Below are 12,424 nucleotides of genomic sequence, written 5' to 3' on the forward strand. Positions count from 1 at the left end.
CTTGCCGCCCGGCGCCTCGAACCAGCCTGCCACACCGCCCATCTATGAAGGGGGCCGACCAGCGCCCCGGGCTGTTCCGCCCTCGCACCTCAGGCAAGGCCGCGCTGAAGCCTGGATGCAGACGAAGGCGGGGATTTCGTGTTAGCGTCGTTCAGGGCACTCCGCACGGGTGCCTCGAACTGGGCTAGAGGAGAGCCACATGGCCTATCGCCGGCTGCTGCTGCCACTGACCGGGACCGCTGCCGGGGAGGCGGCGCTCCATACCGCGCTGATGGTCGCCCGGATCTGGAACGCCCATGTGCATTGCCTGCACGTGCGCGTCGATGCCCGCGACGTGGCCCCGCTGGCGGGCGAAGGCCTCTCCGGCGCCATGATCGAGGAGATGATGGCGGCGACCGAGCGTGAGAGCGGCGAGCGCGCCAACCGCGTGCACGCACTGTTCGAGCGCTTCGTCCAGGGCCGCGACGTCACCATTGCCCTGAATGCCGAGAGCGCGCTGAAGGCCGAGGGCCCGACCCTCTCCTTCGAAAGCATCGCCGGGCGAGAAGAGGATGTGGTGGCGCAGCAATCGCGTCTCTACGACATGGCCGTGGTGCCGCACCCGGAGGCGGATGACGATGTCTCGTCCTCGGACGCGCTGCACGCGGTGCTGTTCGATTCCGGCCGCCCCGTGCTGATCGCGCCGCGCCAGCCGCCGGCCACCATCGGCACCCGCGTCTGTTGTGCCTGGAACGGCACGGCGGAAAGCGCCGCCGCCGTCGCCGCCGCGTTGCCGTGGCTGCACCGGGCGGAGCAGGTGCAGTTGCTGTACTCGGACGACTACCAGCGCCGTGGCCCCGCCGTGGAAGGCATCCAGGCCTATCTGCGCTGGCACGAGATCCAGTCCCAGGCCGTACCCTTCAAGCCGCAGACCCGCGAAGTCGGCGCCGGCCTGCTGGGCGCGGTGCGGGACTTCGATGCGGATTTGCTGTGCATGGGCGCCTATAGCCATTCCCGCCTGCGCCAGCTGATCCTGGGCGGCGTAACCCGGCATGTGCTGGAGAATGCGGACATCCCCGTGTTGATGTGCCGGTGAACTGAGCGTTACGGGCCCCGCACGGCGCGCGCTCTATAGGGCGGCGACATTCGCCGTACCACCCATGCCATGATGAAACGGCCCCGGATTCTAACCTCTCCGGGGCCGTTTCTATGGGAGCGACACGGATTTACGTTCACGTAAACAATCGACACGTTCCGCCTTGCAAATCACTTGTCACCTGCCATCCTGCAGTGCGGTAGCAGAGAGGCGGCGATGCTGACGGACGATGTGAGGTTGCGTGCGGATCATGCAGAACTTCGCTACGGACTGAACCTTCCGCCCGATGCCGCCATCTGGGCCATCCGCCTTCTATTGGGCCGTGAGCCGGAGAGTGACGACGAGGTGCGCCTCCTCTGCACCTGCCAGGATGCGGCAGAGTTGCGCGAGGCAGTGGGGCGCCTCTCCGCACCGGCGGATGTCGACCCCCAGGCGCCGGAGAAGCTGCTGTCAGCCGACCGACAGCACTGGCGTGACATGGCGGATTCACTGCACAGCCGTACCGGCTCACCCACTTCGCTCGACCAGGCAGCCTGGGCCATTCGACTGTTCCTGGACCGCGAGCCTCGGACCTTCGAGGAAATCCGCTATCACCGGCAGCACAAGGATGGCATGGCCCTGCGCCACGCCTTTCTGGACAGCCCTGAATTCGTCAACCGCCGCCTGTGGAAGCAGAAAAAGGATTTCCGCCTGCCGCTGTTCATGCTGCAGCCGCCGGAAGATAGCCGCATCCCCTGGCAATTCAGCCCGCCGACGATGGCGGCGCCCGTGACCCAGGTGGCCACCGAAGGCCAGTTTCACGAACCTGACTACAAGCGGCTAACGGCACTGTATCGAGTGGTTCCCAATCTGCACCGCAAGCAGTGGGAATTCATGTATATCCACCGGGTGCTGGAACAGGCTGGCATGTTGCAGCCCGGCCGAAGGCTGCTGGGCTTCGGCACGGGGAAGGAGCCGTTGCCCGCGGCTTTCACGGCCTGCGGTGCGGAAGTGATGGCGACCGACGCACCGGCGGAGGATGACAACCTGCAAGGCTGGTCCTCCACCAACCAGTACAGCACCAGTGTCGAAGACCTGTTCATGCCGCATCTCGTCTCGCGTGAGGTGTTCGACAAAGGCATCGATTTCCAGCCCGCCGACATGAACGCCATTCCGACAAACCTGCGTGGATTTGATGCCTGCTGGTCCGCCTGCGCCTTCGAACACCTGGGCTCAATCGAGCATGGCCTGCGCTTCTTTCAGAATAGCCTGGAGACGCTGAAGCCGGGCGGCATCGCCGTCCATACCACGGAGCTGAACTACAGCTCGAACGACGAGACATTGGAAAGTCGTGGCCTGTCCCTGTTCAGGCGCCAGGATTTTGAACGACTGCTATCCCGCCTGCTGGATGAGGGGCATGAGGTCGCACCGCTCAACCTGCATCCCGGGACCGGGCCAGCGGACCACCATGTTGATACGCCGCCATGGTCCCTGCCACATCTGCGCCTGGACGCAGGAAAATATGTGACAACGAGCATCGGCATCGTCGCGCGCCGTCGGCGCTAAAGGGACTTACGCTTTGCGGTAAACCCGCTTCAGGGCCGCATCACCCTGTAGCATGTCCGCCGCAAGCGAGCGCGGCGGACACCCCGTAAATGATGTGACCCACATCCCTGGCTGATCCCGCCTGACATCATCTGCAAGGCAGCCGGTTGACGGAAGGCGCGGGCAAACCCGCGCCCCCCTCCTCAACCCGAAGCAGCGGCGGTATCGATCCACCCCACATGCCCATCCGGGCGGCGATACACCACGTTCAGCTGCCCGCTGGCGCGGTTGCGGAACATCATCACCGGCTGCTGGCCCAGATCCAGTCGCATCACGGCCTCGCTGACGGTCAGGCGGGAAATCTCGGTCGGCGTCTCGGCGATGATGGCACCGCCGCCATCCTGCTTGTGCAGCAGGTCGTCATGCTCCTTCGCCGTCAGGCCATCGGCCACGGTACCGTCATCCGGGTGGGCTTCCACCAGCGCGTCGTCCTGGTCGTCCGGTTCCTCGATGGGGCCGGCCAGGATCACCTGGCGCGCGGTCTCGGCCGTCACCGGCAGGCGCTCATCGGCCATGTCGCGGGCATGCTCGTTCACCCGGCGTCGGTAGCGGCGCAGCCGCTTGCCGATATGCTCGGCCGCCACGTCAAAGGCACGGTGGGCATCGGGACCTTCACCCTCGCCCCGCACGCTCAGGCCACGGCCGGCGTGGACGTCGATGGCACATGTGAAGAAGGCTCGGTTCTTTGCAAAGGTGACGCGGGCTTCGAGGGCGTGATCGAAGTACTTCTTCGTCACGGCCTTCAGGCCATCGGAGACATGGACCTTCAGAGCGTCCCCGGTCTCGACCTGCTTCCCAGCGACAGTGATATGCATGGCGAGCTATCCCCTTTCCCAGATTGGGGAGGGGCCGCCCCGGAGGACGGCGAGCGGGCTCTTTCTCTGGCGCTGCACGCGCCCCAGCCCGCGCTCCGGATCAGGCCGGGACGGCCTTCTCCCGTTTGCGCTGCACCGAAGATGGAATGTGCAGCGCCTCTCGATATTTGGCCACCGTCCGGCGGGCGATGTCCACACCTTCTCTCTTCAACATGGCGACGATTGCGTCATCTGAAAGGATGTCGGCGGCAGATTCGGCATCCACCATGGTGCGGATACGGTGCCGGATGGCCTCCGCGCTGAAGGTTTCACCGCCGGTGCCGCCGATCGCCGTGGTGAAGAAGTACTTGAGCTCAAAATTTCCGCGAGGTGTCGCGATGTACTTGTTGGCAGTGACGCGGCTGACGGTGGATTCGTGCATCTCCACCGCCTCCGCCACATCGCGCAGAATCAGCGGACGCAGGTGCGAGACGCCGTGGTGGAAGAACGCGTCCTGCCGGCGGACGATCTCGGCCGAGACCTTCAGGATGGTATTGGCCCGCTGCTCCAGGCTCTTCACCAGCCAGTTGGCGGACTGGTACTGCTCCGCCAGGAAGGCCCGTACCTCCCGGTTGGCGCCGACCAGGGTACGGGCGTGGAAGCCACGGTTGACCAGCACGCGCGGCAGCGTCTCCGGGTTCAGCTCCAGGATCCAGTCAGGTGCATCGGGTTCGGGCGCGATGGGGGCGCGGCGCATCAGCACGTCCGGCACCAGCACCGGGGCGGGGTCGTCATCGAAGCCGGCGCCGGGCTTGGGGTCCAGCCGCTTCAGCTCGGCCACCATCTCGGCCATGTCCTCGGCGTCGACGCCGCAGATGCGCATCAACGCCCGCAGGTCGCGCCTTGCCAGCAGCTCGAGGTTGTCCAGCAGCGCCTGCATGGCGGGGTCCAGCCGGTTCCGCTCCGCCAGTTGCACCGCCAGGCACTCGGCCAGGCCGTGGCAGAACATGCCCACCGGCTCGAAGCGCTGCATGCGGGCGCGGATGGCGGCAACGCGCGCTTCCGCGCAGCCCAGCGCGGCGGCGATCTGCGCATCCGCCACGGAGAGCCGGCCGGCGGCATCCACCAAGGCCAGCAATTGGGCGGCGATCATCCGGTCGGCATGGTCGCGGAAGGTCAGCCGCACCTGCTCGGCCAGCTCCTCCCGCAGGTTGCGGCGGCGCTCTGCGGCCAGTTCGTCGATGCCGCGGTCGTCATCGGCGAAGTCGGCACGGCCGCCGCGCCCGGGGGCCTCGCTGCTGTCGTAGACATTGCTCCAGTCGCCGATATCCAGCGGCGCCTCGGCCTCCGCCGGCAGGGTGGCGGCGCCGGTGCTGTCATAGCTATCGGGCTGGGCGGGGGTGGCCACGGGCTGGGCCTCGCCGAAGGCTTCCCGCGCCCGCTGCTGCGCCTCGGCGCCCGGCTCGGCGGCGCCTTCGTCGCGCTCCAGCAGCGGGTTGCGCTCCAGCTCCTCCTCGATGAAGGCCGTGACCTCGATGTTGGAGGATTGCAGCAGCTTGATGGCTTGCCGCAATTGCGGCGTCATCACCAGCGACTGGGTGTGGCGCAGGTCCAGACGGGGGCCGATCGCCATCGTCGCAGCCCTCAGGGGCGGGGGGTCGCGGCCGCGCGGCGCGGCCCGACCCTGCTGCAGCATGACGGACAAGGGCGGAGGCGCCGGGAAGCCCGCATCATGCGATCACCCACGCGAGCGGCGTCTGCGGGGCGGCATCCCGGCCACCCTTACAGGCTGAACCGTTCGCCGAGGTAGACGCGGCGCACGCCTTCATGCGCCACGATATCCTGCGGCGTGCCTTCCATCAGCACCTGCCCGTCATGCAGGATGTAGGCGCGGTCGATGATCTCCAGCGTCTCCCGCACGTTGTGGTCGGTGATCAGCACACCGATGCCGCGGTTCTTGAGGTGCTTCACCAGGTCGCGGATCTCGCCCACCGCGATGGGGTCGATGCCGGCCAGCGGCTCGTCCAGCAGGATGTAGGCGGGGTGGGTGGCCAGCGCGCGGGCAATCTCGCAGCGCCGCCGCTCACCGCCCGAGAGCGCCAGGGCGGGAGCCCGGCGCAGATGCGCGATGCCGAATTCGGCCAGCAGAGAGTCCAGCATCTGCTCCCGCCGGGCGCGGTTCGGCTCCACCACCTCCAGCGCGGCGCGGATATTGTCCTCCAGGCTTAGGCCCCGAAAGATGGAAGCTTCCTGCGGCAGGTAGCCCAGGCCCATGCGGGCGCGGCGGTACATCGGCAGGGTGGTGACGTCCTGCCCGTCCATGAACACCCGGCCCTCATCCGGCCGGATCAGCCCGGTGATCATGTAGAAGCTGGTGGTCTTGCCGGCGCCGTTGGGGCCGAGCAGCCCGACCGCCTCGCCCCGCTTCACGCTGAGGGAGACGCCGCGCACCACCGGCCGCTTCTTGAAGCGCTTGCCGAGGCCGATCGCCACCAGGCCGGAATCGCCCGGCACCACCTTCAGGTTGGGGGCGGGCAGGGTGACGCCGGAAATGGTATCGCTCATCGGCTCTGGCCCTGCTGGTTCTGGCGTGGCTGGGCCCCCGGGGCCTGCAAGGCATCCCGGCTCTGCTGGTTGGGCACGATCAGGCCCTGCACGCGCTGGCCCGGCGTATTCACCAACCGGGCGACCCCGCTCCGCATATTCACAATGGCTTCCTGACCGTTCAGCTGGTTCTCGCCCCGGGTGATGCGCACGCCACCCAGCAGCCGCGCCATGCCAGTGACGGCGCTGTAGACACCCCGGTCGCCGCGCACGACTTCCGTGGGGGTGCGGATCTCAACATTCCCGAAGGCCTCGACACGCTCCAGCTGGCTGCCGGCGCCGGGTACCTGGCGGGGTGCGCCCGGGGTAGCGGCGGCATTCGCCGGGCGCTGCGCCGCGGCCGGGGCGGTCTGCCCCTGCTCCAGGAAATAGCCCACCAGCGTATCGGCCTGGATGCGTCGGTTGTCGCTGGTCACGACCACGGCGGCGCCGCGCGCGACGGACATGCGGCGGCCCGGCCAGTATTCCAGGCTGTCCCGCGCCGTCAGCACATCGGTCGGCGTGGTCAGCTTCAGGCCGTTGCCGGTCAGCACCATCACGCCCTGGTCCATGTCGTACACGGCGCGGTCGCCCACGGCGGTATCGGTCGCGGTGCTGATGCGGACATGGCCTTCCGCTTCCAGCCGCCAGATCTCGTTGCCGCCGCTCGGCCCCTCGGCCACGGCGGAAGGCGCGCCGGGTGCGGGCGCGGCCGGGTTCTGGCCGGCACGCGGGCGGTAGCGGGCGATCAGCCGGTCGCCCTCCAGCGTCACGCCCTCGCGGATCGCGCGGGCATTGCCGCGGGCGATGACGACCTGCTCGGCCTGCCGCCACTCGATGCCATCGGTGGAGGTCACGTCCACCGGGCCGCCCTGGGTCATGTCCAGCGCCTGCGCGGCAGCCGGGGCTGCCAGTGGGCCGGCCGCCAGCGCCATCAGCCCGGCGGCCAGGACAGGAGTGAGCAGGGGGGCAAAGCGGCGGGCCATCATTGGCGCCCTTCCAGGATCGCGTGGCTGCGGCCGGTGAAGATCACCACCTGGCCACGCTCCCGCAGCCGGAAGCCCTCGGCCTCCAGCGTGCCGAAGGGGCCCTGGGCGGTGGTCGGGCTGTCGCTGTCCGCCTCGGCGGCATGGACGTCGATATGGGCGGCTTCGGTCTTCATCGTGGTGCCGTTGTCATGCCAGAGCGTGACATTGCCCTGCAGGTTCAGCTGGCTCTGCGGGCGGTCGTACTGGCCCTGGTGGGATTCCAGCAGCATCCAGGCGCCGTTGGTCAGCAGGATGTCCGCGCGCGGCTGCGTCAGGTCGATCAGCCCGCTCTCATCCCGCTGCACGGCGGAGGTGGCGGTGACGTTGTAGGGGCGGTTCTGCTCGTCCACGCCTTGGTAGCGGGCGCCGGAAATCCGCATCGCATCCGCCGTGGTCTGGCTGACGCGGCGGAAGGCCATGCGGCCGCGATCCTCCGCGCTGTCGAACTCCGGCCACAGGGCGACCGCCGCCAGCAAAGCCAGCGCGCCGACCGGCAGCAGCAGCTTGGCCAGCTTCACCAGTGCGCGGCGGCGGGCGATGGCGCCCGTCGTCACCTGCACCCGCGCGCGGGACGGCAGCAGGGTGCGGCGGTTGCCGGAGCCACGCTCGATGCCGGGGGCGGCCAAGCTGTCACGCGGAGGGAAAGAGAGCTTCATGCACCTGGGCCAAGTGGCTTGGCCGGCGCGGCGGCGGAGGCCTGGCGGGGCCCACGCGGCACAGCTTGCGGCCAGCCGGAATGGAGAAGAGTAATCCTCACTCCCCCATGTATGGGGTCGCGGGTGGAGTGGGTCAACGCAGGAGTGGGCGCGGCCCTACCAAAAACCGTGCCAACAGTTTGACACAATCGGGAGTTGCGGAGGGTCGTCGGCACTTTGTCCCCGCATTGGCTGTCGGCTTTCTCGGGCCGTTCATGACAGGTCTCGACTACCGTCGTTAGGAAGAACGGCCTGGCGCCATTGAGGGGGCTCTGCTCCCTCAAACTCCCCTGGCAGGGGATACGATCCCTGCACCCGCGATCTGTTGAGGCGGTGCCGTGCTCAGAAGGCCATGCCCCGAGAACCATCACATCAGCCGCCGACCCAACTCGGCCAGACCAACCCAAACGGGTTTCCAAAGGCCTCAGGCCTTGGCCAGGAGACTTTGAGACGGGCAGCGCCCCTCTCAGGAGCGCGCCGGCCTGGCTCAGTGCGCGAAGATATCCGGGTCCTCGTAGCCCATTAGGTCCAGTTGCCCCCGTGCGGGCAGGAAGCGGAAGCAGGCCTCGGCCAGTTCCAGCCGTCCCTCGCGAATCAGCAGCCCTTCCAGGCGCGCCCACAGGGCATGCAGGTACAGCACGTCGGACGCCGCATAGGCCAGTTGCTCCGGCGTTAGTTCCGGCGCGCCCCAGTCGGAGGATTGCTGCTGCTTGGAGATATCGACGCCCACCAATTCCCGCAGCAGGTCCTTCAACCCGTGCCGCTCGGTGAAGGTGCGCACCAGCTTGGCGGCGACCTTGGTGCAGCGGACCGGCGCCACCTCCACCCCCAGCGCCTGCCGCAGGATAGCGACGTCGAAGCGGGCGAAGTGGAACAGCTTTACCTGATCGGGATTGGCCAGCAGACGCTTCAAGTTGGGGCAATCAGCGCCGCGCCCACCCAGCGTTTCGGGGATGATCTGCACGCAATGCGCGTTGCCATCTCCCGCCGAGAGCTGGACGAGGCACAACCGGTCCCGATGCGGGTTCAACCCCATCGTCTCGGTATCGATGGCGACGACAGGACCGAGGTCCAGGCCGTCCGGCAGATCATGTTTGTGGAGCTTGATCATGGTGCCTGACTTGGTGGCGTTGGGGGCGAAAAGGGTCTGTCCCATTCTCGCATTCCCTGCCTTCCAGTCGGCCCCTCATCAACTGGATGAGGGGAATATGCCCAGGAAAGGACTCGAACCTTCACACCCTTGCGAGTACTGGCACCTGAAGCCAGCGCGTCTACCAATTCCACCACCTGGGCAAGGGGTCGAATACGCCGTTTGGCGTGGACGGGCTTTTATGGGCGGCAAAGGCCGCCGTCAAGCGACCTCCGACAAAAATCTGCAACCTCATTCACACCGTCCATCACGGTCATGCAGGGCGCTGCATCGCAGGGCCGGAAGCGCCCGACTATCTGTGCTAGCGACACGCACAGGACACCCCACGCCATGATCGATATCCGCCCCTTCGCTAGCCTCGGCGCCGCCCGGCACGGCTGGCTGAACGCCCGCCACCACTTCGCCTTCGGCCAGTACCGGAACCCGGACCGGACAAGCTGGGGCCGCGTGCGCGTCTGGAACGATGACGAGATCGCCGCCGGCACCGGCTTCGACCCGCATCCTCACCGTGACATGGAAATCATCACCTATGTCCGCCAGGGCGCCATTACCCACCGGGACAATCTGGGCAACGAAGGCCGCATCGTCGCCGGCGACGTGCAGGTGATGAGCGCCGGCAGCGGCGTGGTGCATTCCGAATACAACCTGGAAGACGAGACCACCGCCCTGTTCCAGATCTGGATCATGCCGGACACGCTGGGCGCCAAGCCGCACTGGGGCACCAAGCCCTTCCCGCGCACCACCGGCCAAGGCTTCGTCACACTGGCCAGCGGCCAGCCCGATGCCGGCGACGCCCTGCCCCTGAACGCGGATGCCAACCTGCGCGCCGCCACCCTGGCCGCCGGCGAAGCCACCACCCTGGCCTTGCCCGCCGGCCGCGCCGCCTACCTGGTGGTGGCGAAAGGCGCAGCCACCGTGAACGGCCTACGCCTGGACGAACGCGACGCCGCGGCGATCGTGGCCGAGGCGACGCTGACCATCCTCGCGGACGCCGAGGGGGCCGAGCTGGTGCTGGTGGACACGGAGGAATAAGACAAAGAAAAGGCCGGGGAAGGAATTCCCCGGACCCCTTCTTTTCTTTTTCGAATTTTCGGACGTGGCTGTTGAAGGGGCGCGCCGGGAGATACGGTTGGGTGCGCCGGAGGTCCTAGACCTCCGGCGACTGACGTTTCAGCCCGCGTGGCCCATTATTAAAATCATCAGAAGAGCCCGTTCTCAGTCCTGAAGCGCCACGCCAAACTCGCAGAAAAAAAGAAGGGGTCTGGGGAATTCATTCCCCAGCCTTGCCGCTTCCTTGCCAACCCCCACGCTACCCCTCCACCGTCGCCCAGATCGGTTCTTTTAGCTTCGCGACGAACGCAGCGTGGGTGGCCAGTTCGGCCTCGGTGGGAATGATGGGGCGCGGGGTGCGGTGGACTGGCTCGGCTTCCAGCAGCACCGGGCCGGTGGTCTTGGCCATGCGGGCTGTCGCCAGTTCGAAGCCTGGCTGTTTGCCGCCCATCAGTTCCAGGTAGACCTGCGCCAGCAGTTGCACGTCCAGCAGCGCGTTGTGCGAGGTGCGCATGGAGTTGTCGATGCCGTAGCGCCGGCACAGCGCGTCCAGGCTGTTGGGCAGGCCGGGGAAGCGCTTCTTGGCCAGCATCAGCGTATCGACCATGCGGCTGCGCGGGATGGGCGGCCGGCCGGCGCGCTTGAACTCGTGGTCGAGGAAGTTGAAGTCGAAGCTGGCATTGTGAGCGACGATGGGGTCGTCGTCCAGGAACTCCAGCAGCGCGGGCAGGATCTCGGCGAATTTCGGCTTGCCGATCAGCATTTCGCGCGTGAAGCCGTGGATGCGGCTGGCTTCCTCCGGCACATCGCGCTCGGGGTCGATGACGACGTGGAAGGTCTGGCCGGTGGGCACCAGGTTGACCAGTTCCACCGCCGCCACCTCCAGCACGCGGTCTCCCGTGGCGGGGTCCAGGCCAGTGGTCTCGGTATCCAGGACCAGGGTGCGGCTCATCGCATTCTCCTCAACAACGCCAGGATGTGGCGACGGCTGGTATGGCGGGACAAGCCCGTATGGATCACGGCATCCGCCCGGGCCCGGCGCAGCCGGTCCGGCATCTGCCGCTTCAGGATGGAGGCCAGGCGGGCCTTGTTCATGTCCGGCCGGGCCAGCACCCGCGCCCGCTGGATGGAAGGGGGGGCGGAGACGACGACGACAGCATCGCAGCGCCGTTCGCCGCGTGTCTCGAACAGCAGGGGTATGTCCAGCACCACCAAAGGGCGGCGGCGGCGGCGGGCGGCGGCCAGGAAGCGGCGTTCCTCCGCCCGCACCAGCGGGTGCACGATACGCTCCAGCCGCCGCAGGGCAGCGCGCTGGCCGTGCGGGTCCTCGAACACCGCTTGGCGCAGGGCTTCGCGCACCACCACGCCGTCCCGCACCGCGTCCGGGAATGCGGCGGCGATCGGTGCCACGGCGCGGCCGCCGTGCGCCTGCAGGGCGTGCACGGTGGCATCCGCATCGAAGACCGGCACGTGGTGGCGGCGGAAGGTGGCCGAGGCGGTGGACTTCCCCATGCCGATGCCGCCGGTCAGCCCGAGCACCTTGACCACCGGGTGCTACCGGCCCCGGGGAATGTCGGCGGCGACGAAATGCCGCAACTCGGCGTCCACCACCGGCATCACGCCGAACCACTCGGCGAAGCCCGGGCGCGCCTGGTGCAGCAGCATGCCCAGCCCGTCCACACCGCGCAGCCCGCGTGCCCGCGCCGCCGCCAGCAGCGGCGTCTCCAGCGGTACGTAGACGGCATCCGCCACCACGGCACCCGCTGGCATGGGGGCGAGGTCGATCTCCAGCGGCGGCTGGCCTTCCATGCCCAGGCTGGTGCTGTTCACCAGCAGCATCGCATCCGCCAGCGGCGGGGTGGCGGAGACCTCGACCGGGCCATCCAGCCCGGCGGCCAGTTCCTCCGCCCGCGCCAGGCCGCGGTTGACGATGGTCAGCTTCGGGCAGCCGGCCTGCAGCAGCGCCACGGCAATGGCCCGCGCCGCGCCGCCAGCGCCCAGCAGCACCGCCGGGCCATCGGCCGCCCGCCAGCCGGGTGCCTGTTCCGCCAGGCTTTCCGTGAAGCCGAAGCCATCGGTGTTGGAACCGTGGATGCGCCCGTCCCGGAACACCAGCGTATTGGCCGCGCCCATGCGGCGGGCGATGTCATCCACCTCGTCGCACAGCGCGAAGGCGGCTTCCTTGTGCGGGATAGTGACATTGACACCGCGGAAGCCCAGCGCCACCAGGGCGCGCACCGCGCCGGCAAAATCCTCCGGCGCCACGGGCAGCGGCAGGTAGGCGCCATCGATGCCATGCCGGCGCAGCCAGAAGCCATGCAGGCGGGGGGAGCGTGAATGGGCCACGGGCCAGCCCAGCACCCCGGCCAGCCGGGCCTTGCCGGTCAGCATCGCGCCCACCGGTATCGGGCTGGCAGGCGCGGCATCACCCGCTCGCTGGCACCGAGCGGCCGCGCCGCCTTCCG

12 protein-coding genes and 1 tRNA gene are annotated in these 12,424 nt (G+C 68.1%); 3 read left to right on the plus strand and 10 right to left on the minus strand.

Annotated features, from left to right (window positions below):
* The first annotated feature begins 199 nt into the window (after positions 1-199).
* Together IBL26_RS10850 and IBL26_RS10855 are read left to right on the plus strand one after the other, a co-directional pair.
* Complete coding sequence (locus tag IBL26_RS10850; protein WP_187784505.1) at positions 200-1,075, plus strand: universal stress protein; 876 nt, start codon at positions 200-202, stop codon at positions 1,073-1,075.
* A gap of 216 nt (positions 1,076-1,291) precedes the next feature.
* On the plus strand, positions 1,292-2,620 hold the full coding sequence (locus IBL26_RS10855) for an SAM-dependent methyltransferase (protein WP_187784506.1): 1,329 nt from the start codon (positions 1,292-1,294) through the stop codon (positions 2,618-2,620).
* A gap of 182 nt (positions 2,621-2,802) precedes the next feature.
* Here the strand turns inward: IBL26_RS10855 and hpf are convergent, their stop codons facing one another.
* The 7 genes from hpf to IBL26_RS10890 form a co-directional block, all read right to left on the minus strand.
* Positions 2,803-3,474 carry a ribosome hibernation-promoting factor, HPF/YfiA family gene (gene hpf / locus IBL26_RS10860; RefSeq protein ID WP_187784507.1) on the minus strand — a complete coding sequence of 224 codons (672 nt, stop codon included), beginning with the start codon at positions 3,472-3,474 and terminating at the stop codon, positions 2,803-2,805.
* A 100-nt stretch (positions 3,475-3,574) separates the two neighbouring features.
* Positions 3,575-5,086 carry an RNA polymerase factor sigma-54 gene (gene rpoN / locus IBL26_RS10865; RefSeq protein WP_187784508.1) on the minus strand — a complete coding sequence of 504 codons (1,512 nt, stop codon included), beginning with the start codon at positions 5,084-5,086 and terminating at the stop codon, positions 3,575-3,577.
* A gap of 149 nt (positions 5,087-5,235) precedes the next feature.
* Entirely contained in the window at positions 5,236-6,018 is a 783-nt protein-coding gene (gene lptB, locus IBL26_RS10870; RefSeq protein WP_187784509.1) for an LPS export ABC transporter ATP-binding protein, read from the minus strand.
* The gene (locus IBL26_RS10875) at positions 6,015-7,022 is read right to left on the minus strand and encodes an LptA/OstA family protein (RefSeq protein WP_408901918.1); all 1,008 of its coding nucleotides are present in this window, start codon (positions 7,020-7,022) and stop codon (positions 6,015-6,017) included. Before IBL26_RS10875 ends, lptB begins: the two co-directional genes overlap by 4 nt.
* On the minus strand, positions 7,022-7,720 hold the full coding sequence (lptC, locus tag IBL26_RS10880; RefSeq protein WP_187784510.1) for an LPS export ABC transporter periplasmic protein LptC: 699 nt from the start codon (positions 7,718-7,720) through the stop codon (positions 7,022-7,024). The genes IBL26_RS10875 and lptC overlap by 1 nt, the downstream gene beginning before the upstream one ends.
* A gap of 526 nt (positions 7,721-8,246) precedes the next feature.
* Positions 8,247-8,915: a ribonuclease D gene (locus tag IBL26_RS10885; protein WP_187784511.1), complete on the minus strand. Its 669-nt coding sequence runs from the start codon at positions 8,913-8,915 to the stop codon at positions 8,247-8,249.
* Between the two features lie 53 nt (positions 8,916-8,968).
* Positions 8,969-9,052: transfer RNA gene (locus tag IBL26_RS10890), tRNA-Leu, on the minus strand.
* 187 nt (positions 9,053-9,239) lie between these two features.
* Here IBL26_RS10890 and IBL26_RS10895 point away from each other — a divergent pair.
* Positions 9,240-9,941, plus strand: a complete 702-nt coding sequence (locus IBL26_RS10895; RefSeq protein ID WP_187784512.1) for a pirin family protein — start codon at positions 9,240-9,242, stop codon at positions 9,939-9,941.
* Between the two features lie 277 nt (positions 9,942-10,218).
* On the opposite strand, the gene dnaQ is transcribed toward IBL26_RS10895, so the two are convergent.
* The 3 genes from dnaQ to IBL26_RS10910 are packed head-to-tail and all read right to left on the minus strand — an operon-like array spanning position 10,219 to position 12,350.
* Positions 10,219-10,911 carry a DNA polymerase III subunit epsilon gene (gene dnaQ / locus IBL26_RS10900; RefSeq protein ID WP_187784513.1) on the minus strand — a complete coding sequence of 231 codons (693 nt, stop codon included), beginning with the start codon at positions 10,909-10,911 and terminating at the stop codon, positions 10,219-10,221.
* On the minus strand, positions 10,908-11,507 hold the full coding sequence (gene coaE, locus IBL26_RS10905; RefSeq protein ID WP_367615411.1) for a dephospho-CoA kinase: 600 nt from the start codon (positions 11,505-11,507) through the stop codon (positions 10,908-10,910). The genes dnaQ and coaE overlap by 4 nt, the downstream gene beginning before the upstream one ends.
* Positions 11,508-11,513: 6 nt before the next feature.
* Positions 11,514-12,350 (minus strand): shikimate dehydrogenase, encoded by an 837-nt coding sequence (locus tag IBL26_RS10910; RefSeq protein ID WP_187784514.1) that lies wholly within the window; start codon positions 12,348-12,350, stop codon positions 11,514-11,516.
* Positions 12,351-12,424 lie beyond the last annotated feature (74 nt).

This window comes from Teichococcus aerophilus, from assembly GCF_014490485.1.
Taxonomy (GTDB): Bacteria; Pseudomonadota; Alphaproteobacteria; order Acetobacterales; family Acetobacteraceae; genus Pseudoroseomonas; species Pseudoroseomonas aerophila.